Source organism: Nocardia sp. CA-135398 (assembly GCF_050955845.1).
In the GTDB taxonomy this organism is placed as follows: Bacteria; Actinomycetota; Actinomycetes; order Mycobacteriales; family Mycobacteriaceae; genus Nocardia.
Genome location: NZ_CP192084.1, coordinates 7,011,660 through 7,034,848 on the forward strand (window position 1 = coordinate 7,011,660; position 23,189 = coordinate 7,034,848).

The 23,189-nt window shown below is 65.9% G+C and carries 18 protein-coding genes; 7 read left to right on the forward strand and 11 right to left on the reverse strand.

Features of this window, described 5'->3' with window-relative positions; genetic code table 11:
• Window positions 1-35: 35 nt before the first annotated feature.
• Genes ACQP1T_RS31240 through ACQP1T_RS31250 form a run of 3 tightly spaced genes read right to left on the reverse strand, consistent with a single transcriptional unit; the run spans window position 36 to window position 4,116 of the window.
• Window positions 36-2,207 carry a protein kinase domain-containing protein gene (locus ACQP1T_RS31240; RefSeq protein ID WP_433756615.1) on the reverse strand — a complete coding sequence of 724 codons (2,172 nt, stop codon included), beginning with the start codon at window positions 2,205-2,207 and terminating at the stop codon, window positions 36-38.
• Complete coding sequence (locus tag ACQP1T_RS31245; RefSeq protein ID WP_433756616.1) at window positions 2,204-3,040, reverse strand: hypothetical protein; 837 nt, start codon at window positions 3,038-3,040, stop codon at window positions 2,204-2,206. Before ACQP1T_RS31245 ends, ACQP1T_RS31240 begins: the two co-directional genes overlap by 4 nt.
• The gene (locus tag ACQP1T_RS31250) at window positions 3,037-4,116 is read right to left on the reverse strand and encodes a hypothetical protein (RefSeq protein WP_433756617.1); all 1,080 of its coding nucleotides are present in this window, start codon (window positions 4,114-4,116) and stop codon (window positions 3,037-3,039) included. Before ACQP1T_RS31250 ends, ACQP1T_RS31245 begins: the two co-directional genes overlap by 4 nt.
• A gap of 275 nt (window positions 4,117-4,391) precedes the next feature.
• Here ACQP1T_RS31250 and ACQP1T_RS31255 point away from each other — a divergent pair, with 275 nt between their 5' ends.
• From ACQP1T_RS31255 to ACQP1T_RS31265, 3 genes are all read left to right on the forward strand, one after another.
• Window positions 4,392-6,701: an FdhF/YdeP family oxidoreductase gene (locus ACQP1T_RS31255; protein WP_433762434.1), complete on the forward strand. Its 2,310-nt coding sequence runs from the start codon at window positions 4,392-4,394 to the stop codon at window positions 6,699-6,701.
• Window positions 6,698-7,531, forward strand: coding sequence for a formate dehydrogenase accessory sulfurtransferase FdhD (gene fdhD / locus ACQP1T_RS31260; protein WP_433756618.1), 834 nt, complete (start codon window positions 6,698-6,700; stop codon window positions 7,529-7,531). The genes ACQP1T_RS31255 and fdhD overlap by 4 nt, the downstream gene beginning before the upstream one ends.
• A 68-nt stretch (window positions 7,532-7,599) precedes the next feature.
• Window positions 7,600-8,133, forward strand: a complete 534-nt coding sequence (locus tag ACQP1T_RS31265; RefSeq protein WP_433756619.1) for a hypothetical protein — start codon at window positions 7,600-7,602, stop codon at window positions 8,131-8,133.
• Between the two features lie 64 nt (window positions 8,134-8,197).
• Here ACQP1T_RS31265 and ACQP1T_RS31270 read toward each other — a convergent pair whose 3' ends face one another.
• Window positions 8,198-8,608 carry an NUDIX hydrolase gene (locus tag ACQP1T_RS31270; RefSeq protein ID WP_433756620.1) on the reverse strand — a complete coding sequence of 137 codons (411 nt, stop codon included), beginning with the start codon at window positions 8,606-8,608 and terminating at the stop codon, window positions 8,198-8,200.
• A 154-nt stretch (window positions 8,609-8,762) separates the two neighbouring features.
• Window positions 8,763-9,077: an integration host factor, actinobacterial type gene (mihF, locus tag ACQP1T_RS31275; RefSeq protein ID WP_040687687.1), complete on the reverse strand. Its 315-nt coding sequence runs from the start codon at window positions 9,075-9,077 to the stop codon at window positions 8,763-8,765.
• A 624-nt stretch (window positions 9,078-9,701) separates the two neighbouring features.
• Here mihF and ACQP1T_RS31280 point away from each other — a divergent pair.
• Window positions 9,702-10,079, forward strand: a complete 378-nt coding sequence (locus tag ACQP1T_RS31280; RefSeq protein ID WP_433756621.1) for a nuclear transport factor 2 family protein — start codon at window positions 9,702-9,704, stop codon at window positions 10,077-10,079.
• A 61-nt stretch (window positions 10,080-10,140) separates the two neighbouring features.
• Here ACQP1T_RS31280 and ACQP1T_RS31285 read toward each other — a convergent pair whose 3' ends face one another.
• The 6 genes from ACQP1T_RS31285 to ACQP1T_RS31310 all read right to left on the reverse strand — a co-directional run bounded on the left by ACQP1T_RS31285 (window position 10,141) and on the right by ACQP1T_RS31310 (window position 16,212).
• Complete coding sequence (locus ACQP1T_RS31285; protein WP_433756622.1) at window positions 10,141-10,497, reverse strand: STAS domain-containing protein; 357 nt, start codon at window positions 10,495-10,497, stop codon at window positions 10,141-10,143.
• Window positions 10,498-10,771: 274 nt separating this feature from the next.
• The gene (gene clpX, locus ACQP1T_RS31290) at window positions 10,772-12,052 is read right to left on the reverse strand and encodes an ATP-dependent Clp protease ATP-binding subunit ClpX (RefSeq protein WP_433756623.1); all 1,281 of its coding nucleotides are present in this window, start codon (window positions 12,050-12,052) and stop codon (window positions 10,772-10,774) included.
• Window positions 12,053-12,481: 429 nt separating this feature from the next.
• On the reverse strand, window positions 12,482-13,150 hold the full coding sequence (locus tag ACQP1T_RS31295; RefSeq protein WP_063044696.1) for an ATP-dependent Clp protease proteolytic subunit: 669 nt from the start codon (window positions 13,148-13,150) through the stop codon (window positions 12,482-12,484).
• A gap of 79 nt (window positions 13,151-13,229) precedes the next feature.
• On the reverse strand, window positions 13,230-13,817 hold the full coding sequence (locus ACQP1T_RS31300) for an ATP-dependent Clp protease proteolytic subunit (protein WP_062992728.1): 588 nt from the start codon (window positions 13,815-13,817) through the stop codon (window positions 13,230-13,232).
• 277 nt (window positions 13,818-14,094) lie between these two features.
• Window positions 14,095-15,468, reverse strand: a complete 1,374-nt coding sequence (gene tig, locus ACQP1T_RS31305) for a trigger factor (RefSeq protein ID WP_433756624.1) — start codon at window positions 15,466-15,468, stop codon at window positions 14,095-14,097.
• 156 nt (window positions 15,469-15,624) lie between these two features.
• The gene (locus ACQP1T_RS31310) at window positions 15,625-16,212 is read right to left on the reverse strand and encodes an FKBP-type peptidyl-prolyl cis-trans isomerase (RefSeq protein ID WP_433756625.1); all 588 of its coding nucleotides are present in this window, start codon (window positions 16,210-16,212) and stop codon (window positions 15,625-15,627) included.
• A 269-nt stretch (window positions 16,213-16,481) separates the two neighbouring features.
• Between ACQP1T_RS31310 and ACQP1T_RS31315 the strand changes: the two genes are divergently transcribed.
• From ACQP1T_RS31315 to ACQP1T_RS31325, 3 genes are read left to right on the forward strand one after another with little or no spacing between them, the layout of a single operon-like run.
• Window positions 16,482-18,950, forward strand: coding sequence for a phosphoketolase family protein (locus tag ACQP1T_RS31315; RefSeq protein ID WP_433756626.1), 2,469 nt, complete (start codon window positions 16,482-16,484; stop codon window positions 18,948-18,950).
• 54 nt (window positions 18,951-19,004) lie between these two features.
• On the forward strand, window positions 19,005-20,528 hold the full coding sequence (locus ACQP1T_RS31320) for a 3' terminal RNA ribose 2'-O-methyltransferase Hen1 (protein ID WP_433756627.1): 1,524 nt from the start codon (window positions 19,005-19,007) through the stop codon (window positions 20,526-20,528).
• The gene (locus tag ACQP1T_RS31325; protein ID WP_433756628.1) at window positions 20,528-23,098 is read left to right on the forward strand and encodes a polynucleotide kinase-phosphatase; all 2,571 of its coding nucleotides are present in this window, start codon (window positions 20,528-20,530) and stop codon (window positions 23,096-23,098) included. Before ACQP1T_RS31320 ends, ACQP1T_RS31325 begins: the two co-directional genes overlap by 1 nt.
• The last annotated feature ends 91 nt before the right edge of the window (window positions 23,099-23,189 follow it).

The window sequence follows — 23,189 nt, forward strand, 5'->3', positions numbered from 1 at the left end:
GCCGAACACGAGCACACCCTCCCGGTCCCCCGCCGTCAACGAGTATCGCGGCGTGTGCGGCGAAGAAGATTGCGGCGCTTGCCGATTCGTCGCACGCCCAGTGCGGCAGCGACGCCAGCCCCCGCGGCCAGTACGGCGGTGACGGACAAGGTGGTGATGGTGGGTGGGGTATTGCGGAGAATCCAGGCCGCACCCGAGACTGCGGCGGCGAGGATGGCCGAGCTCGCGGAAAGGCCGATGATGTTGGCGAGGCCGCCGTGGCCGCGGCGCAAGGTGCGGGTATTGGACTCGAGGTAGGCGACGGCGAACAGGGCCAGTACCACGACCGCGGCCGCGGCTGCGGTACGGGTCGGGCGTTGGGTCGTGCGGAATTCGATTCGCTGCGTGGCGATTTCGGTTCCACTGCGCAGGAGGGTGAGCTCGCCGTCGAAGTTTCCGGCCAGCACATGCGAGTTGACCGGATCGGGCAGGGTGGCCACACCACCTGGCTGCAACGGCACCGTATCCCCGCCCAACCGCACGCCGAATACCTCCACCGTAAGCGCGGCCGAGTCGACATCGATTCCGTTGACCTGCAAGGGAATCGGCTCCGCCAGATCGACCTCGATCGGATTCGGCCCCGTCGGATCGACACCGGCGATGGTGACGGTCCCCGGCAATAGATCCCCTCCGGCGGTCGGCGCACCCAACCCGATCACCGCAATCGCACAGGCAGCCACCGCGAGCAACGCGCCGATCCCGAACATCGGCCACGGCGAGGCAAATGTGACGATATCGCGGATCGGCACCAGATCCCGACGATCGACATCAGCCAACCGAACCCCGTTGTCCTGCCCCCCATGCACCGGCCGCACCCGAACCATCGGCGGTCGGATGGGCGCCGACACGGACGGCTCCGACGCTGGCCATCCCGACGCATGCGGCTCCGACGTGGACCAATCCGACGCTGGCTCGGTCCGTCCCTCTGGTTTCGCTGTGCCGAACTGCTCGGAACCGGTGACACCTGCGCGCGTTGGCGGCACCGATGATATCGGCCCACTCGGAGCCGAATCCGAACCTCGTGGACCTGGCATCGCCGTGATTTCGGTTGGGGCCGACGAAGCGGAGGGCATCGCGGCGGGAATTACCCCATGTCGGTTGCCAGTCGGCGGCAGAGTTGGGTCGGCAGTTACCGGCGTCCGAGAGCCGAAGCCCCGGGTAGACGCGCCTGTCCGCTGCGTGACAGCGGCCTGCCCAAACCCAGCCTGTACTCTCGGCTGCTGCACACCGGATCGCCCGGCGGCACGACTGCTCCCGGTCGCGGCGGCGACGATGGTGTCGGCACCGATGACCGGAATCCCTACGGGCGTAAGCCAATCACCGCCCCAGCACGAGGCGGCGAGTTCGGCGAGAGCGATTCCGAAGAGTTCGGCGGTATCGAAGCGATCGGCGGGATCGGTTGCCAGGCCACGCATCACCACCTCGGCGATCGGCTCCGGCACGCCCGGTGCGACGTCCAGGAGCGGTATGGGTTTACCGAAGGCGTGTGCGAAAAGCGTTGCCAGATGGTCGTCATTCGGCGGAAACGGCAGCGCTCCGGACAGCAGTTGATACAGCATGGTCGCCAGCGCGTAGACATCGGTGGCTGGCGAAAGCAGCTGTCCGCGTGCCTGTTCCGGCGCGATATAGGACGGAGTACCGACGATCTCACCGGTCCTGGTCACCAATGTCTCATCGCCACCGACGATTTTGGCGATCCCGAAATCGGTCAGCTTTATCGCACCGCCGGTGCCGAACATGAGATTCGACGGTTTGACGTCGCGGTGCAGAATCTTGTGGCGGTGCGCCGCTTCCAGCCCCGCGGCACAGGCCAACCCGACCGCGACCGCGGTGGCCGCGTCGAATCCCTCGGTCGCGAACCGACTGCCGACGGTCCCGCCGGGCAGATACTCCATAACCAGCAGACACAGCTCATCGGCCTCGATGTAGTCGAAAACTCGCACCACATGCGGATGATCGATGGCCGCGAGCAACCGCGCCTCGGCGACGAACCGACGCCGCACCTGCTCGTCGCGCGCGAACTGCGGTGGAATCTGTTTGATGGCGACCGGCCGCCCCAACCGACGATGCGTACCCGCGAGCACCACACCGCATCCACCCCTGCCGACCTGCGCGCCGATGTCATATGCGGGCAGCACGGCCCGCAATCGGCCGGTATCAGATGTCAAGATGTCGCCCCGTCCGCGAGCCGCACGGTTTCCCCATCGGCCGTTTCGTCGATCTCCTCGGTCGGCGCGGAATCCTCGACTTCCGGTGTCGGCGAACAATATCCGAGCAGGAAGCCGACCGCCGCGGCCACACCGGCAACCGCGAGCCACAACCCGGTATCCGGAACCCACCACCGCAACACCGACGCGGTGAACCCGAACATCAATCCGATGCCGATCCCCGGAGCGAGTAACCGCAACCCGCGCTGCCACCGGTTGGTGGACAGCCGATGCCGGGCGACTGCCAGCGCCGCATCGACAATGGCGAGCATGGTCAGCACCGCCAGCGCTATCCCGAACAGCCCGTAGACCGAATACAACGAACCGCGCACATCGGTGTCCAGCGGTATCGAGGCGACCTGCGTGCCATCCTCGCCGATCACCGCCAAGTCCGCGACGATCAGTCCGGTCGCCTGCCCCTCGAGTCCGGTCAGGTCGAGCCGATACTTCAGTGCCTCGGATTTTCCTGGTGCGATGGTCAATTCGACGGCGGTCGAATACGAGAAGAAACTCAATCCGAGCACATGCCCGGCCAGGTCCACCCGGCGTATGTGCAACGCACCATCGCCGTTGTTGGTCAACGCGATGGCCACCCGAATAGTGCTGTTCGGTTGCAGCCGCAGCGGTTCGGTGGCGGAGGTTTCGGCGATATCGCGATCGTCGATGGTCGCCGACATGTCGACACCCCGTGGTTTGGCCGCGACCGGCGCCGCGAACAGCCCGCCGAGCACGAGCGCGAACACACTGGGCAGCAGGACAATTCGCGTCGCCGCCGAGACGCGGGCTCGCATCATGGTTCCCTCCGCGCGGGTAGGTGTGAGACGAGCCGATGCCCGTAGAACCAGGCACCGATCAACAAGAAGAACAGGATCACCGTCAATGTCGAAGTGGCGGAACTGATCCGGCTGACCAGCACCACATCCAGTGCCGCGGTGAGTGTGCGACCGCAGCGCGCCGTCACCTCGTACCGCCCGACATCGATCGATGCCAACGCCAGCGGTGCTCGGAAGCCGCCGTCGGCCCCCGCGACGGCATTGCCCACCGGCGTCTCCCCGACCAGCACGGTGACCTGCGACTGCGGCTCACACCCCGATCCGGCCGCGGTGACATCGCCACCGGGCCCGATCGCCGTTGGATTGAGCTCGAGCGCGGCGGGTTGCGGCGCGATCGGCGGAGCGGCAGCCGTGGGCTGCGGTTCCGCGGGGCGAGCCGTCGGCACAACCACCTGGGGCTGCCTATTCGACGGATATTCCGGCGGCCGTGGACCCTGTGGTGCCTGCTGCTGCGGCGGCACCGTTGACGAATCCGCGGGCGGATCCGGCGTGATCGGCGGCTGCGGGGGCGGCGGCGAGGTGATGGTGATCGGCGGCAGCACAATATCGGGCAGCCGTGGCTGGGCGGGACTGGAAGTCGTTCCGGCGCACCCATCCGAGGACCGCCCGGCGCACGGATCAGTCGGCACCCGACTGGTCGTCGTCTGCGTCCCGGTTCCATCACGCGTCCCGGTTCCGTCACCCGTCCCGGTTCCGTCGCGGGTCCCGGTGCCGTCGCGGGTCCCGGTGCCGTCGCGGGTCCCGCCGCCGTCCGAATTGTCATTCGGGACCGCCGTGCTGGACTGTGCCGCGGACCCATCCCGCGTCCCCGACCCGTGATGCCCGGGCGCAGGTGATGGCGAAACCACCGACGAAGTCGGCTCCTCCGATGCCGGAACCCCGAAGGCCACCACCCTGCCGAACCCGACCGGCACCACCGCGACCAGCAGCGCGGCAGCACAGAAAATCCCGCACCGAACACCGGATTTCGCGCGCCGAGAGGCCGCGTGCCGACGCTCCCCGCCGGCACGCGTCGGAATTGCCGCCAGCGTCCCCATCGCCCATGCCTCAGAACAGCGATTCGATCAGTAGATATGGTAGGCCAGCACCCGCCGACGCGGAGCCTTCTCGCGCAGCCGCACCCGGACGAAAACCGCTGGCTACCAGGTAGCGTCACCGATACACCTGGTAGCGCACATACCATGCCGAACCAGCCACGAGTGCATACGATCCGAACCGGGCGGTACTCGTACAACCGGGATACGCGGGCGCCGGCGATCAGGACAAAGGGTGGGTCCGCGACAAACTTCGCGGAGAGAGGACAATGTCCACCATGCACCGCAATGGGCCGACACAGGACATCGATGAGTCCGAACTGACCGTGACCCAGCCGAAGGAGCAGGCCGCGGGTGTGACGGCCGTGGCCGTCGCGCTCAAACGCGGGGTGGAGGAGATGGGGGTGCTGCGCACCGCGCGCACCCTGGCCCGCCTCAACCAGGTGCACGGCTTCGACTGCCCCGGCTGTGCCTGGCCGGAGCCGACTGGGCACCGGCGACCGGCCGAATTCTGTGAGAACGGCGCCAAGGCCGTCGCCGAGGAGGCGACGCTGCGCACCGTCACCCCCGAATTCTTCGCGCGGCATTCGATCGAGGAACTGGCGAGCAAATCCGGTTACTGGCTCGGCCAGCAGGGCCGTCTGACCCACCCGATGGTGCTGCGCCCCGGCGCCACCCATTACGCGCCCATCGAGTGGGACGACGCCTACCGGCTGATAGTCGAACACCTGCGCGCGCTGAGCTCCCCCGACGAGGCCCTGTTCTACACCTCGGGCCGCACCGCCAACGAGACCGCGTTCCTCTATCAATTGCTGGTCCGCAGCTTCGGCACGAACAATCTGCCGGACTGTTCGAATATGTGCCACGAATCCTCCGGCGCCGCGCTGACCAGTTCCATCGGCATCGGCAAGGGTTCGGTCTCGATCGACGACTTCGACAAGGCCGATCTGATCATCGTCGCGGGCCAGAATCCGGGCACCAATCATCCGCGCATGCTCAGCGCGCTGGCGGGTGCGAAGGCCAAAGGCGCCAAGGTCATCGCGGTCAACCCACTGCCGGAGACCGGACTGCTCGGCTTCCGCGACCCACAGACGGTCAAGGGTTTCACCAGCGGCGTCTCGATTGCCGACGACTTCCTGCAGATCCGGCTCGGCGGCGATATGGCCCTGTTCCAGGGCCTGGGCAAACTGCTGTTCGAGGCAGAGGACCGTGCGCCGGGCACGGTGGTCGACCGCGAATTCGTCGATGCGCATTGCGCGGGCTTCACCGAATACGAGAAGAATGCGCGCGCGGTAGATCTCGGCACGGTACGCGAGGCAACCGGACTCACCGACGACGATCTGCATCGCACCGCAACACTTTTGGCCGAATCGAAGAACATCATCATCTGCTGGGCAATGGGCCTGACCCAGCAGAAGCACGGCGTCGCCACCATCGAGGAGGCGACCAACCTGCTGTTGCTGCGCGGCATGATCGGTAAGCCCGGCGCGGGTGTATGCCCGGTGCGCGGCCACTCCAACGTCCAGGGCGATCGCACCATGGGCATCTGGGAGAAGATGCCCGACACCTTCCTCGACGCACTCGACCGCGAATTCGGCATCACCAGCCCGCGCAAACACGGCTACGACACCGTCGATGCCATCCGCGCCATGCGCGCGGGCACGGCCAAGGTGTTCTTCGGCATGGGCGGCAATTTCGTCTCCGCCACCCCCGATACCGGAGTGACCGAGGCGGCGCTGCGCAGTTGCGCGCTGACCGTGCACGTCTCCACCAAACTCAACCGCAGCCACGTCGTACACGGCGCGACCGCACTCATCCTGCCCACCCTCGGCCGCACCGATCTCGACCTGCAGAACGGCACGAAACAGCAAGTTTCGGTGGAGGATTCGATGTCGATGGTGCACCTGTCCACCGGTCGGCTGAAGCCGGTCAGCGAGCACCTGCGCAGTGAGGTCGCCATCGTCTGTGAACTCGCGCAGGCACTGTTCGGCGCCGATCACCCGGTGCCATGGGCGCGATATCAGCAGGACTACGACAAGATCCGCGATGCGATCGCCCGTGTCGTCCCCGGCTGCGATGACTACAACAAGCGGGTGCGCGACCGCAACGGCTTCGTACTGCCGCATCCGCCGCGCGACTCGCGCGAATTCCGCACCGCCACCGGCAAGGCCAATTTCGCGGTGAACGAACTGTCCTGGACACCGGTCCCCGAGGGCCGGTTGATCCTGCAGACCCTGCGCAGCCACGACCAGTACAACACCACCATCTACGGCTTGGACGACCGCTACCGCGGTGTGCACGGCGGCCGCAAGGTGATCTTGATGAATATCGATGACATCACCGAATTCGGTTTCGTCGACGGTGATCTGGTGGATCTGATCTCCGAATGGACCGATGGCACCGAACGCAAGGTGACCGGCTTCCGCATCGTCGAATACTCGACTCCGCGCGGCAATGCCGCGGCCTACTATCCCGAGACCAATCCCCTGGTTCCGCTGGATCACGTTGCGGCACGGTCGAATACACCGGTATCCAAGGCTGTGACGATCCGGGTGGAACCGCACATCCATGTGGGGCAGCCATCGTGAGTAGAGTGACCGCGCGCCGCAAGACGCGCCGCATCTCGCCCAACGGCGTGATCGAACGACCGGATTCCGTTGCGGTGGAGGAACCGTTGGAGCTGCGCCTGGACGGCCAATCGCTCACCGTCACCATGCGCACCCCGGGCAGCGATATCGAACTGCTGCACGGATTCCTCTTGGGCGAGGGCATCATTCAAGCCGCCGAGGATGTGGTGAGCGCCCGCTACTGCGCGGGCACCGACGAGAACGGCCAGAACACCTACAACGTTCTCGATATCCATCTGCGTACCCCGATCCCGGTGCACGGCCGCAACTTCCTCACCACCGGCGCATGCGGCCTCTGCGGTAAGACCGCGCTCGACGAGGTCCGCACCCGCACCAGGTTCCCGCTGCCGACCACGTCGATCATCGTCGACACCGAAACCCTCGCCGCCATGCCGGACCAATTGCGCACCCGCCAAACGGTTTTCGACGCCACCGGCGGCCTGCACGCCGCGGGATTGTTCACCACCGACGGCACCGCACTCGCCGTGCGCGAGGATATCGGCCGACACAACGCCGTCGACAAGGTGCTCGGCTGGGCCGTACTCGAAAAGCGGATCCCCGCAAACGATCTCGTGCTCATCGTGAGCGGCCGCGCCTCCTTCGAACTGGTCCAGAAGGCCGTGATGGCGGGCATCCCGATGCTCGGCGCCGTCTCGGCGCCCAGCTCGTTGGCCATCGATCTGGCCGCCGAATCCGGCCTCACGCTGGTCGGCTTCCTGCGCGGGGACACCATGAACATCTATTCGCGCTCCGACCGGCTGACCATCAGCGACGAGGTCGCCGCCTATTGATCGTGACCCGAGGTCCGACTTACGGTTGCAGCACCAGATCCCTGGTTCGGCGATGAACGGAGAGACCGATGCGGATCACGGTAGACGGCAAATCCAGTGGGCTACGCGTGCGGATGCGGTTCGACCAGCAGCGCAATCGCTGGCTCGCCGTGCGAATCATATTGGGGGTATTGGCATTTCAGGGCGCGGTCGTCGGACTGTGGGCGGTCTTCGCGCCGCACTCCTGGTACACCAGCTTTCCGGGTTTCGGCATGCAGTGGATCTCCGCGGACGGCCCGTACAACCACCATCTCGCCTCCGATGTCGGCTCGTTCTTCCTGGCGCTGACCGCGGTGACACTGGCCGCGCTATTCCTCGGCGGCAGCGCGCTCGCCCAGGTCGCGGGTATCGGCTGGCTGGTATTCGGCGTGCCGCACCTGATCTATCACGCCTTCCACAAACCCGCCGAGATGGGCGGGGCCAGCTTCACGCTCAGCGTTATCGGTGCGGCGCTGATCGTCGCCCTCGGCTCGGCCCTGATCCTGGTCACCCCGCGCGGGCCGCAGCTGCGCGATCCCGACCCGATCACCTTCCGCCTCCCCCGCCGCCGGACCAGCCGCTAGACCGCCGAAACAGTAACGCCCCACAGCATCGCTGTGGGGCGTTCTCCGTGCGAAGTGGGCGCGTTCAGGCGGCGTGCCACCCTCCGATCGCGGTCAAATGGTCGAGTGCCCGCACAACGGCCGGTGCACACAGGTGCCCGTCGTCCGGCCCGAGCCACGCCATCTCGGCGATCTCCGCCGCCGGAGCCGGCGTGCCGTGACCGGGTGCGCGGAAGCAGTGCATCTCGACCAGCGTTCCGGGACGCCCGTGGGCGGGGGCCGTAATGGTCACCACGGGCGTGATCCGGTGCGCCTCCAATTCGACGCCGACTTCCTCGCGAACCTCCCGAACGAGCGCTCCCGCCAAGGTTTCTCCGGGTTCGGGCTTGCCGCCCGGCAGATAGAAGGCGTCGCGTCCCTCGGTCCGGACCGCGAGCAAGCGGCCGTTCTCGACGTACAGCCACGCCACCGACGTGAGCATTCGTTTCCCGATCATGGTCCGGCTGATCCTTTCGAGCGACCTGCAAGCAATCGCTGCTGCCCCTTTCGAGCGACCTGCAAGCAATCGCTGCTGCCCCTTTCGAGCGACCTGCAAGCAATCGCTGCTGACCCTTTCGAGCGACCTGCAAGCAATCGCTACGGCTGACGCGTCAGTCCTTCAGTGCTTCGAGCAACGCCGCACGCTGGCGGGCGCCGAGGCCACCGATGCGGCGGTCCTCGGGGATTTCCGCCTGGTCCATCAGCTTGGCCGCCTTGACCGGTCCGACACCGGGCAGCGCCTTGATCACGGCAGCGACCTTTGTCTTCTTGACCAGGTCGTCGCTGTCCGCCTTCTTCAACAGGTCGGCGACCGAAACCTTGCCGGCCTTCACCTTGCCGATCAGTTCGGAGCGCGCCTTGCGGACCGCTGCCGCCTTGGCCAACGCCTCAGTGCGCTGTTCCGCGGTCATGGTAGGCAGTGCCATGTCTCCTCCGCTTTCACTCGTCACTCGAACATCTGGTTGACCGGACCGAGTAAACAGCACGACGAGCACCACACAAGCTCGACACACCGGGTTCGAACAGCGAGAAATAGCGACAAGTTTTCCGACCACCCCCGCCCCACCGGGCCACAGACCCCCGGTCGTGAACTGCCACGCCCCAGCGGAGGTCGCCGGTAACCCCAGCGGAGCCTTCGCACACAGCGGTCGGGACCCGAACCGGGGGCACCGACTTCGGGTCGAAAAGGGCTGTGGGGGCGGTAACGCATCGAAGACGAATGACGACACCAAAAGCAGACGCACAAGTGCGGGACAGAAGGTTCAACGGCGAACCAGGGAGTCAATGGCGATTCCGAGTCCGGGCGCGATCGGGCGGCACAGCGATGTGACAAGCGGTCGTCACCGTATCCCACATCACTAGTGCGCCAAAAAGATAACCGAGGTGCATCGATCGGAGCCCGTTCGGTGCACATACCGTTCGACGAGTGCTGGCGCGGGGGGCCATCTGCGCCAGTACGTCTGCCCCGCCCAGCGGGATTCCATGCCACGCGACCATCGGACACTGCTACGCTCCGAATTAGAACACGTTTCAATTCGTGAGAGGTTTCCATGGCAGCCAAGATCCGCGATGTGATCGAGCAGTACGTCAAGCTGGTCGGTTCCGGCCCGACCGAGGCGATCGTCGACCTCTACACACCCGATGCGGTGGTGGAGGATCCGATCGGCACCGAACCCAAGCGCGGCCACGATGCCATTCGCGAGTTCTACGAGGTGCTCGGAAACCTCGATCGGGAAACGCAGCTGCACGCGGATTCGGTTCGGATCGCGGGCAACCACGCCGCCTTCATGTTCACCCTCGTCACCAAGTTCGGCGACCAGCGCTTCACGCTCTCGCCCATCGATGCGATGGACTTCGACGACGAGGGCAAGATCGTCGCCATGCGCGCCTACTGGAGCCAGGACGATATGCGCAACGAAGCGCCGTAAGGCCATTACCGACCACGGGTGCGGCAGCCGAATTCGACTGCCGCACCCGCGTTTTCAGTGGTCAGGCGCTCGCGCGAGCCAACTCGAGCGGTTTCGGCCGCGCGACCGCGGCCAGGCTCGGAATGACATCGAAGACCGCGGCATGACCCGCGACCTCGAGTAGCCGATCCACGCAGCGCGGGCCCGTGATCAACTGGAGTCGCCGGCCGCTGTGGCCGAACCAGGATCGGGCCTCCATCAACACCCGCAGCCCGGCGACGCCGAAGAACGTCACCTGCGATAGGTCGATAACGACCACCGCACCCGCCGTGGGCAGCGCCTCTAGCAGAGACTGCCGAAAGGCTTCGGCCGTCAGGTAATCCATTTCGCCGCCGACGGCACACAAGGTGACCGAATCCACCGGCGGTGACACGACCACACACAGACGATCGGCGGACCGTTGCGGTCCGGATCCGTCCGCGGCAGCAATGTGTTGATCTGAGGAAACTAGAACTGTCGACATGAGGACCTCGGTCCGTCGAATCCGCCGGGCAGAAGCCTTGTCGGCGGGAACTTTTCGCCCCGATCATCCAGGACCAGGACTGGGCTGGTTACTCAACCGTGACCTACGAGTACCCAAACCGGCGGGCCGATACACATCGAGTGGGCCGGAAAAATCTCCGGCCCACTCGTGACGTATAAGAAGTGCGCTACTACGCCGACTTCTCCCGACGCTCGGCGCGCTGGGCCTTGCGCGGCACGATGGTCGGCAGCACATTGTCGTTGACGGTGTCGGCATTCACGACCACCTTGGCGACGTCATCGCGGCTGGGGATGTCGAACATCGCCAGCTGCAGCACCTCTTCCATGATGGCGCGCAGACCGCGGGCGCCGGTGCCGCGCAGGATCGCCTGATCGGCGATCGCCTCCAGCGCGTCATCGGTGAATTCCAGGTCGACGCCGTCCATCTCGAACAGCCGCACGTACTGCTTCACCAGTGCGTTCTTCGGCTCGGAGAGGATCTTGACCAACGACTCCTTGTCCAGGTTCGTCACCGAGGCGACGACCGGGAGGCGGCCGATGAATTCCGGGATCAGACCGAATTTGATCAGATCCTCCGGCATCACCTCGGCGAAGTGGTCATCGGTGTCGATTTCGGCCTTGGAGCGCACCTCGGCGCCGAAGCCGATGCCGCGGTGTCCGGTGCGATCGGAGATGATCTTCTCCAACCCCGCGAACGCACCCGCGACGATGAAAAGCACGTTGGTGGTATCGATCTGGATGAATTCCTGGTGCGGATGCTTGCGCCCGCCCTGCGGCGGCACACTCGCCTGCGTGCCCTCCAGGATCTTCAGCAGCGCCTGCTGCACACCCTCGCCGGAGACATCGCGGGTGATCGACGGGTTCTCGCTCTTGCGGGCGATCTTGTCGACCTCATCGATGTAGATGATGCCGGTCTCGGCTCGCTTCACGTCGTAATCCGCGGCCTGGATCAGCTTCAGCAGGATGTTCTCCACATCCTCACCGACATATCCGGCCTCGGTCAGCGCCGTCGCGTCGGCGATGGCGAAGGGGACGTTGAGCATCTTGGCCAGCGTCTGCGCCAGGTAGGTCTTGCCGCAGCCGGTGGGGCCGAGCATGAGGATGTTGGACTTGGCCAGTTCGACGGACTCGCCGCGGCCGTCGCGCCCCTTGTCGCCCGCCTGGATGCGCTTGTAGTGGTTGTAGACGGCCACCGCGAGAGTGCGCTTGGCGGTGTCCTGCCCGATCACGTAGTTCTCCAGGAAGTCCCGGATTTCGGCGGGCTTGGGCAGCTCATCGAGTTTGACCTCGCTGGACTCGGCCAGCTCTTCCTCGATGATCTCGTTGCATAGATCGATGCACTCGTCGCAGATGTACACCCCTGGTCCCGCAATGAGCTTCTTGACCTGCTTCTGGCTCTTTCCGCAGAACGAGCACTTCAGCAGATCGCCGCCATCTCCGATGCGCGCCATCTCGTGGGTCCCTACTTCCTTGTCCGCGTGCAACCGTCTATCCAGGTTGCCAGCAATCCGCCACCCTCGGGTGTAATCACGAACACCTCGAGCGATTCCGACGGTTCGAGCACTGCCGTCAACCGGGAGCAAAGGTCCCTAGGTCGACCGTACCCGGTGTGCGCGACGGAGGTCGACAACTCGAGCATGTTTCTCACGGGGGTCGTCCGAGTTCTTACCACTATGGAACACGTTCCACCCCGATCGACGGCCATCCGACACTCCTGGCCGTCCGCCTCGGAAACCCTTCCACCCGATACCCTTCCGGCCGGTCGGCTTCCCTGAAGCAGTCCGGCCGGGGCACATGCCGAGCGGCATGCGGCCCGGCCGGATTTTCCTGACATAGAGCAACTTACGAGCGATCAGCGCGCCACATCCGGCGCGGCGGCCTTACTTCTGGGCGCTGAGCTTGCGGTAATCGAAGACCGTGTCGATGATCCCGTATTCCTTGGCATCCTCGGCCGTCAGGATCTTGTCACGATCGGTGTCCTTGCGGATGGTGTCCGCATCCTTACCGGTGTGGCGCGCCAGCGTGGTTTCCATCAGGCGACGCATGCGCTCGATCTCGGCGGCCTGGATCTCCAGGTCCGAAACCTGCCCCTGGATGCCACCCTCCAGCGACGGCTGGTGGATCAGCACGCGGGCATTGGGCAGGCAGGCGCGCTTGCCGGGGGTACCGGCGGCGAGCAGCACGGCCGCGGCGGAAGCGGCCTGACCCAAGCAGACGGTGGCCACATCGGCACGCACGTACTGCATGGTGTCGTAGATCGCCATCAGCGAGGTGAAGGAACCACCGGGCGAGTTGATGTACATGGTGATGTCGCGATCGGGATCCAGCGATTCCAGCACCAACAGCTGCGCCATGATGTCGTTCGCCGAGGCGTCGTCGACCTGCACGCCGAGGAAGATGATGCGCTCCTCGAACAGCTTGTTGTACGGGTTGGACTCCTTGACCCCGAAGCTCGAGTGCTCGATGAACGAGGGCAGGATGTAGCGCGACTGCGGGCTCGCCGGGGCGGTGCCGCCGAGGCCGGCGCGCGGGTCGAACAGATTGGCCATCTTCGTCTCCAAAGTCTGTGTGGTTGAGCGAGTCGCAGCCGCCGCGGCGACTTCTTGCCGGTCGCTCGAATGGATCGGCTTACTTCTTCGCGCCGTTGGCCTGGTTCGCGTGGCTGATCACATGATCGATGAAGCCGTAGTCCAGGGCGTCCTTCGCGGTGAACCAGCGGTCGCGGTCGGCGTCGGCGGTCACCTGCTCGACGGACTTACCGGTGTGCAGCGCCTGCAGCTCGTTCAGCTCCCGCTTGGTGTGTGCGAACTGTTCGGCCATGATCGCGATATCGGCCGCGGAACCACCGATGCCCGCCGACGGCTGATGCATCATGATGCGCGCATGCGGCAGGGCGTACCGCTTGCCCTTGGTGCCGGCGGTGAGCAGGAACTGGCCCATCGATGCGGCCAGGCCCATGCCGTAGGTGGCGATATCGCACTCGGCGAACTGCATCGTGTCGTAGATGGCCATACCCGCGGTGACCGAACCACCGGGCGAGTTGATGTAGAGCGAGATGTCCCTGGTCGGATCCTCCGCCGACAGCAGCAAGATCTGCGCGCACAGCTTGTTGGCGATGTCGTCGTCGACCTGGGTGCCGAGGAAGATGATGCGCTCACGCAGCAGGCGCTCGTATACCGAATCACTGAGGTTGAGACCAGCAGTGGGGGAACTCATGACGACCCCTGCCTTGTTCATTGTCACGGATACCTGCCTTCTCTTCTCACCGGCTCTGATTGCTACACAGCCATCACTGGTTCGCTGACACAAACATTAACGAAGCCGGGCGGCACCGAACTCCCGGTACCGCCCGTCTTCGCTTAGAGCGCAACCTCGCTAGCGCTCGGCCGCACTCTGGGCGAGGGCGCGCTGTGTCTTCGGTTCACTCGCTTCGCTCGCTCACAGCGCAATCACACAACCACATGTGTCCCGATCACGCTGTCCTTCCATGGAATTATTCGGCGCTCGCCGCGGTCGCCTCTTCGGTGCCCTCCGGCTCGGAACCCTCAGGGCCGCCGAACATTTCGGCGGTGTCCACGGCGTTGCCGTCGGAGTCGGTGACCTTCACTTTGCCGACCACACCGGCCAGCGCCTTCCCGCGACGCACGTCGGCGAAGACCGCGCCGAGCTGGCCCGCCTGCTGCACCTGCTGGATGAACTGCTCGGGCGAAAGGCCATAGCGCTGCGCCTGGAACAGGATCCGCTCGGTGAGCTCTTCCTGGCCGACCTGGGTGTTGTCCGCCTCGGCGATGGCATCCAGCAGCAGCTGGGTCTTCACCGACTTCTCGGCGGACTCCTTGGTGTCCTTGTCGAATTCCTCGCGGCTCGAGCCCTGGGCCTCGAGTGCCTCGGCCAGCTTGGCCTCGTCGTGGTCGAAGCCGTGCACGGCATCGTGCACCACGGCGTCGATCTCGGCCTGCACGACCGCCTCCGGCAGCGGCACCTCGACCTGCTCGAGCAGGGTCTCCAGCACCTTGTCGCGGATCTGACCGGCCTGCTCGACCTTCTTGACGCGCTCGACCCGGTTGCGCAGGTCTTCCTTCAGCTCGTCGAGGGTGTCGAATTCGCTGGCCAGCTGGGCGAAGTCGTCATCGGCCTCGGGCAGCTCGCGCTCCTTGACCGAGCGCACGGTGACGGTGATGACCGCCTCCTTGCCCGCGTGCTCACCGGCGACCAGGGTCGAGGTGAACTCCTTGGACTCGTCGACCGAAAGGCCGATGAGCGCCTCGTCCAGGCCCTCGATCAGCTGGCCGGAGCCGACCTCGTGGGACAGGCCGGTGGTGGCCGCCTCGGGCACGTCCTCACCGTCGACGGTGGCCGAGAGGTCGATGGAGACGAAGTCGCCGTCCTGGACCGGACGCTCGACACCGGTCAGGGTGCCGAAGCGCTGGCGCAGCGACTGCAGCTGCTCCTCGATGTCCTCGTCACCGATGGTGAACGAGTCGACGGTCACCTCGATGCCGTCGTAGGCGGGCAGGGCGATCTCCGGACGCACGTCGACCTCGGCCGTGAAGGCGAGCTCCTGGCCGTCCTCGATCTTGGTGATCTCGATCTCGGGCTGGCCGATGACCTTGACCTCGGAGGTGGTGACGGCCTCGCTGTAGCGGCCGGGCAGCACATCGTTGACGACCTGCTCGAGGATCGCGCCGCGGCCCAGGCGGGCCTCGATGAGCTTGGCCGGGGCCTTGCCCGGACGGAAGCCGGGGATGCGAACCTGGTTCGCCAGCGCCTTGTAGGCCTTGTCGAAGTCCGGCTTCAGCTCCTCGAAAGGCACCTCGACGTTGATCCGGACCCGGGTCGGGCTCAGCTGCTCGACGGTGCTCTTCACGGACATGCTCCTTGTTCGTTGGTTCTGGTCGACTTGCTTGTGGCCGACTTGCTGGGGGTTATCACGAGCGAAATCGCCGCACGGCTTAACGTGCGTATCTCGACCAGGTTAGTTGACCCGTCGCGGCGGGCTGCAAGCAGCACCGCCGCGGCGCGATTACTTGCCGACGGCGACCGCGTCGGTGACGAAGACCAGCGTTTCATCGGGCTTGATGCCGTTGCCGCCCGCGCCGTAGCCGAGGTTCGGCGGGATGATCAGCAGCCGCCGCGCGCCCGCCTGCACGCCGACCAGACCCTGCTCCCAGCCCGGAATGACCTGTCCGGCACCGAGAGTCAGCTGGAAGGGCTTGCCGCGGTCGAACGAGCTGTCCAGCTTCTTCTTATCCGACCAGGTGATCAGCGTGTAGTTCATGGTGAGCGGTTGACCGGCGACCGCGCCGGGCCCGGTGCCGGGAACCAGATCCTTGACGACGAGCTGGGTCGGCGGGGTGCAGGTGTCCGGGATGGTGATCTTCGGCGTCGCGCCGAAGCCGCCGACCACCACGATGTCGTCGGCGGTGCATTCGGCGCCGGTGTTCTGCGCGGGCAGCTGACCGAAGGTGGGCTGCGCCGATGACGTGGCGGCCGATGACGTGGCGGCAGACGTGGCAGTCGAGCCCTTGTCATCGTCCGAACCGCAGGCGGCCAGCGCGAATGTCGCGGCGGCGATGGTGCCGATACCGATGATCCTGCGCAGTGTTTGCATGCGGCGGACCATAATCCATCACGACTGGACTCGGCCCAGCCGGGTAATGCGACGACAGATGGCACCGGATCACGTGTCATCCGGCACCAGACGGACCCACCACCGGCGCGGGACCGTGAGAACCGATTCGGCAGGACCCGGCCTGGGTAGGCTGACGGTGAATTCTCCATCCGGCGTTATCGATCGACGTCGGCAACCGTGCAGGACCCGGTGACAGGCGGTCCCTCCAGGCGCCGCTTCCGATGCCCGAGTGTGAGGAGAGTCGACGCATGACCCAGCTGGCCAGTGTCGGGGGCGATACCTCGGCCGACAATGTCGAAAGCAGTGGCGGTGCGACCGTCGCGCCGCAGCCGTATCGGCTCGCGGATGCGCCGGGCCCGCTTGATCGCGCGGAATTGGAATCGCTCGACGCGTGGTGGCGGGCCGCGAACTATCTGGCGGTCGGCCAGATCTATCTGATGAGCAATCCGCTGCTGCGCGAACCGCTGCGGGCCGAACACATCAAACCGCGGCTGCTCGGACACTTCGGCACCGTGCCCGGTCTGAATCTGGTCTGGGTGCACGCAAATCGGGCGATTCGACAGCGCGATCTCGACTCGGTCTTCGTGGCCGGGCCCGGACACGGCGGGCCCGGGCCGAATGCCTGTGCGTGGCTGGAGGGTACCTACTCCGAGCTCTACAGCCATGTGCCACAGGACGAGACCGGGATGGGCGCGCTGTTCGCACAGTTCTCCTTCCCTGGCGGGGTGCCGAGTCACTGCGCGCCGGAGACGCCGGGTTCCTTCCACGAGGGCGGTGAGCTCGGCTATTCGCTGCTGCACGCATTCGGGGCTGCGCTGGATAATCCGGATCTGACAGTGTTCTGCGTGGTCGGCGACGGAGAGGCGGAGACCGGGCCGCTGGCCACCAGCTGGCACGCCAATAAGTTCCTCAATCCGGTGCGCGACGGCGCGGTGCTGCCGATTCTCGCGTTGAATCAGTACAAGATCGCCAATCCGACCATCCTGGCGCGCATCCCGGAATCCGAACTGTTGATGCTGATGCGCGGATACGGCTACGAGCCGATCGTCGTCGCGGGCAGCGATCCCGCTGCCGTGCACCAGGAGATGGCCACTGCCGTGGACACCGCCCTGGATCGCATCGCGGAGATCCAGCGGGCCGCACGCGCGGGGACCGATGGCGTACGCCCGAGTTGGCCGATGATCGTGTTGCGCACGCCGAAGGGGTGGACCTGCCCGCCGATGGTCGACGGCGATCCGGTCGAGGGCACCTTCCGAGCGCATCAGGTGCCACTGGCCGCCGCGCGTACCGATGACGAGCACCGGGCGGTGCTCGAACAGTGGTTGCGGTCCTATCGGCCGGAGCAGCTCTTCGATGAGTCGGGTAGGCCGGTATCGACGCTGCTCGACCTGGTGCCCGATGGCGATCGGCGGATGAGCGCGAATCCAATCGCCAATGGGGGCATGCTCGTTCGGGATTTGCGGCTGCCCGATTGGCGATCCTATGGCGTCGAGGTCCGTGCGCCGGGAGCGACTCAGCACGAGGCGACGCGGGTGCTCGGCGCCTGGCTGCGCGATGTCACCGTGCGCAATCCGGACAACTTCCTGACCTTCGCACCCGACGAATTGGCCAGCAATCGGTTGCAGGACATTCTGCAGGTCACCGGACGTAACTGGCAGGCTGAGATCGGCGAATTCGATGTGGATCTCGACCGCGCAGGACGGGTGATCGAGGTGCTTTCCGAGCATATGTGCCAGGGACTGCTCGAGGGTTACCTGCTGACCGGCGGGCACGGCGTTTTCACCTGCTACGAGGCATTCATCCACATCATCGACGCGATGTTCAATCAGCACGCCAAATGGCTGGACGCCAGCGCGGCGGTACCGTGGCGGCGACCCATCGCGAGCCTGAATTACCTTCTGTCGTCACATGTTTGGCGACAAGACCACAATGGCTTCACCCATCAGGATCCGGGATTCCTCGATGTGGTGCTGAACAAGAAACCATCGATCGTTCGGGTATATCTGCCGCCGGATGCGAATACGCTGCTGTCGACCTACGATCACTGCCTGCGATCACGGCATTACGTCAATGTGGTGGTCGCCGGGAAACAGCCACAGGCGGACTGGCTTTCGGTTTCCGATGCCGCCGTGCACTGCGCACGCGGTGCCGGGATCTGGGGTTGGGCCGGGCAGAACGACGATCCGGGAACGACGCCCGATGTCGTGCTCGCCTGCGCCGGGGATGTGCCGACGCTGGAAACGCTTGCGGCGGCGGCGATCCTGCGCGCACGCCTGCCCGAGCTGCGTCTGCGGGTGGTGAATGTGGTCGACCTGATGCGACTGCAACCATCCGACGAACACCCACACGGCCTGTCCGACAGCGAGTTCGACTCGCTGTTCACCCGGGACCGTCCGGTGATCTTCGCATTCCACGGGTACCCCTGGCTGATCCACCGACTCACCTACCGGCGCGCCAACCACGGTGAGCTGCATGTGCGTGGATACAAGGAAAAGGGCACCACGACAACCCCTTTCGATATGGTGATGCTCAACGATCTGGACCGGTACCACCTGGTCATGGATGTGATCGACCGGGTGCCGACCTTGCGCGAGAAGGCGGCGGGGCTGCGGCAGGAGATGGTCGACGCACGATGGAATGCCCGCGCCTGGACTCGTGAACACGGCGAAGATATTCCGGCGGTCGCGAACTGGACCTGGCCGAACCTCAGTCTCTGACAAGGCCCGCGAAACTTCCTTGCGTGCGATGTGCGGCTCGGCGACGATCGCAAGATGCTGTTGACGATCACCTGCGCACCGCCGGAGGGCGCGGCCTGGCCCGCGACCGATCTGGGCTTCTTGCTGCACAAGAACCCGGACCGAGTGCAGGCGTTCGAACAGTCCTACGGCACCGCGCACGTGGTGTACCCGGAGGCGACCGCGGCGCGCTGTACGGCGGCGCTGCTATTGGAGGTGGATCCGATCCGGTTGGTGCGCGGACGCTCGCGCGGCACACCGGATTTCAGTCTCGGGCAGTATGTCAACGATCGGCCGTATGCGGCGTCGTCGCTGCTGTCGGTGGCGCTCGGCGCGGTATTCCGCACCGCACTGCACGGACGGTGCGATCAGCGCCCCGAATTGGCGCGGACCGCACTGCCGTTGCGGATCGCGTTGCCCGCGGTGCCGTGCAAGGGCGGCGCGGAGGCGGCCGAACGGGTCTTCGCACCGCTGGGCTGGACCGTGATCGCCGAACCACTCCCCCTCGATCCGGCCTTTCCGGAGTGGGGGGATTCGCATTACGTGCGGCTGGAACTCGCCGGAACAATCCGCCTTGCCGACGCCCTCGCGCACCTGTATGTCCTGCTGCCGGTGCTCGATGGGGCCAAGCACTATTGGTTGGCCGCCGACGAGGTCGACAAGCTCATTCGCGCGGGCGCCGGGTGGCTGGCCGAGCATCCGGAACGGGGCTGGATCACGCGGCGGTACCTGGCGCGACGTCAGTCGCTGGTGCGTACCGCGCTGGCTCGGCTGGCCGAGGTGGACGATGTTGAGGCGGAGGAGCTCGACGCGGTCGAGGACGGGTGCGACGAGGCGGAATCTGCCGAAAACAGCACCGCAGAGCTCACCGTGGAACCCTCCGCGCCGACGCAGTCTGCGTCGGTGGCCGACAGCGACGAGCGGGCACCGTCATTGGCGGTCTTGCGACGGGCCGCCGTTTTGGCCGCGCTGCGGGAGGTCGGGGCGCACCGGGTGCTCGATCTCGGCTGCGGCGAGGGGGCGTTGTTGCGGGAATTGTTGGCGGACAAGGCTTTTACCGATGTCGTCGGTGTCGACGTATCGATGCGGGCGCTGAACATCACCAAGCGGCGCTTGCGGGTGGAGCGGATGCCGGAGCGGGTGGCGCGGCGCTTGACGTTGCTACAGGGAGCTCTGACGTATACCGATGCTCGGTTGCGCGGCTATGACGCCGCCGTGCTGATGGAGGTCGTGGAGCATATCGACGAGCCGCGGTTGGGCGCGCTCGAATACGCCGTATTCGGTTCGGCCGCACCGGGTTCCGTAGTAGTGACGACACCGAATGCCGAACACAATGTGGTGTACGAGACGCTGCCCACTGGCAAGTTCCGGCACTCCGACCACCGATTCGAATGGACCCGTGCGGAATTCGCGCGCTGGTGCGCTGGCGTGGCCGAACGCTACGGGTACGCGGTGCGCTTCGTGCCAGTCGGTGTCGAACATCCCGAATTCGGCCCGCCAACGCAGCTGGCCGTGTTCACCAAGGCCGTGACCGACGGCAGTACGAGAGGAACCGCGTGATGACCGAGCTATCCGTCCCGGAGCTCTCCCTCGTCGTGCTGATCGGCAGCACCGGATCCGGCAAATCGACATTCGCGCGCAAGCACTTTCGGGATACCGCAGTCGTCTCCTCTGATGCCTGTCGCGGCATCGTCAGCGATGACGAGAACGATCAGTCCTCGACGCCGGACGCGTTCGCATTGCTGCACCACATCGCCGGTATTCGGCTGCGGCGCGGCCTGCGCACCGTTATCGATGCCACCAATGTGCAGCCCAAGGCGCGGCAGGAACTGATCGCGGTGGCGCGGGCACACGATGTGCTGCCGGTGGCGATCGTGCTCGACGTCCCCGATGACGTGTGCTTCGAACGCAATACGCGACGCTCGGACCGGTCGCACCTGCCCAGGCATGTGGTCTCCCGGCAGCAGCGCGAACTGCGTCGGGGCCTGCGCGGGCTGGAACGCGAGGGCTTCCGGAAGGTGTACATACTGCGCGGCGTCGAGGAGATCGAGTCGGCGAGCATTGTCGACGAAAAGGCCTGGAACGATAGGCGTGAGCTCACCGGACCGTTCGATGTGATCGGCGACGTGCACGGCTGCCGGGCCGAATTGGAAACGCTGCTCGGCGAACTCGGCTACGACCTGGCGCGTGACGATGCGGGCCGGGCGGTCGGTGCGACGCACCCGGCCGGGCGTACCGCGGTATTCGTCGGTGATCTGGTCGATCGCGGGCCGGATACCCCCGGTGTGCTCCGGCTCGTCATGGGGATGGTGAACGCGGGAAACGCATTGTGCGTCACCGGAAATCACGAGAACAAGCTGGTACGTGCACTCGACGGGAAGAAGGTGCGTATCGCGCACGGGCTCGCGGAATCACTGACCCAGTTGGAGACCGAGGATGAGGATTTCCGCAAGGCGGCGCTGGACTTCTGCCGCGGTCTGATCAGCCACTATGTGCTCGATGGCGGCCGACTGGTGGTCGCGCACGCCGGGCTCAAGGAGGAGTACCATGGGCGCGCATCGGGGCGGGTTCGCACCTTCGCGATGTACGGCGAATCCACCGGGGAGACCGACGAATACGGTCTGCCGGTGCGTTATCCGTGGGCCGAGGATTACCGCGGCCGCGCCACCGTGCTGTACGGCCACACGCCGGTGACCGATCTGCGTTGGGTGAACAACACATTGTGCCTGGATACCGGTGTCGTCTTCGGTGGCAAGCTCTCGGCCCTGCGGTATCCGGAGCGGGTGCCGGTTTCGGTTCCGGCCGAACGGGTTTGGTACGAGCCGGTGCGTCCGCTGCAGGCCACCACCATCGCGACACCAGGCGGCGTGGTGCACCGCGATCCCGGTGTGCTGGATCTGGACGATGTGCTGGGTCGCCGGGTGGTGGAGACCCGTCAGCACGGTCGGGTCGGCGTGCAGGAGGAGAACGCCGGGGCCGCATTGGAAGTGATGAGCCGCTTCGCCATCGATCCGCGCTGGCTGGTGTACCTGCCGCCGACCATGGCGCCGTGTGCCACCACCCAACTGGACGGTTACCTCGAACATCCCGCCGAAGCGTTCGACTACTACCGGTCCGAAGGTGTGCGGCGCGTGGTGTGCGAGGAGAAGCACATGGGCTCACGCGCGATCGTCCTCGTGACACGCTCAGCGCAGGTCGCGGCCGATCGCTTCGGCGTCGACGACGGCAGTACCGGCGCGCTCTACACCCGCACCGGGCGGCCGTTCTTCGACGACTCCGCACAGACCGAGGAGCTGCTCGCCCGCGTGCGTACCGCCGCCGAAACGGCGGGCCTGTTCGAGGAGTTGAACACCGAATGGCTGCTGCTCGATACCGAGCTCATGCCGTGGTCGGCCAAAGCCGTCGGTCTACTGCGCAATCAGTACGCCGCCGTCGGTTCGGCCGCCCGTGCGGCGCTCGGCACCGCGACCGACCTGCTGGCTGCCGCCGCGGCGAGGGGTCTGGATGTCACCGAACTCGCGGAGCGTACTGCCGCACGCAAGACCGACGCGGCGGCCTTCACCACCGCCTACGGCCGCTACTGCTGGCCGGTCGACGGTCTGGTCGGTCTGCGTATCGCACCGTTCCAGATCCTGGCCGGTGCGGGCGTCAATTACGCGGTGCGCGACCATGATTGGCACCTGTCGAATATCGACCGGCTGGTCGCTGCCGACGCCGAGCTGTTCACCCCGACCGGCCGAAAGATCGTCGATCTGACCGATCCGGACAGCGAGGCCGCCGCGACCACCTGGTGGACCGAGCTGACCACGGCGGGTGGCGAGGGCATGGTGGTGAAGCCGTACGAGGCGATGGTCCGCAGCGAAGGCGATCGCCTGGTCCAGCCGGGATTGAAATGCCGTGGCCCCGAGTATCTCCGGATCATCTACGGCCCGGAGTACCTGCGCGAGGACAACCTACGCAGGTTGCGCACCCGCGGTCTGGGCCGCAAGCGCTCGATGGCGCTGCGCGAGTACGCACTGGGCTTGGAGGCGCTGGACCGCTTCGTCGCGGGCGAACCGCTGTGGCGCGTGCACGAAGCGGTGTTCGCGGTCCTCGCCCTCGAATCGGAGCCGGTCGACCCGCGCCTCTGAGGGATCGCCCGCGACCGGTCGACAACCCGTGGGCGGATCGCTCCACATAGGTCCGGATCACATCGGCGGCCGGAGCGCCAGCGGAGCCGTC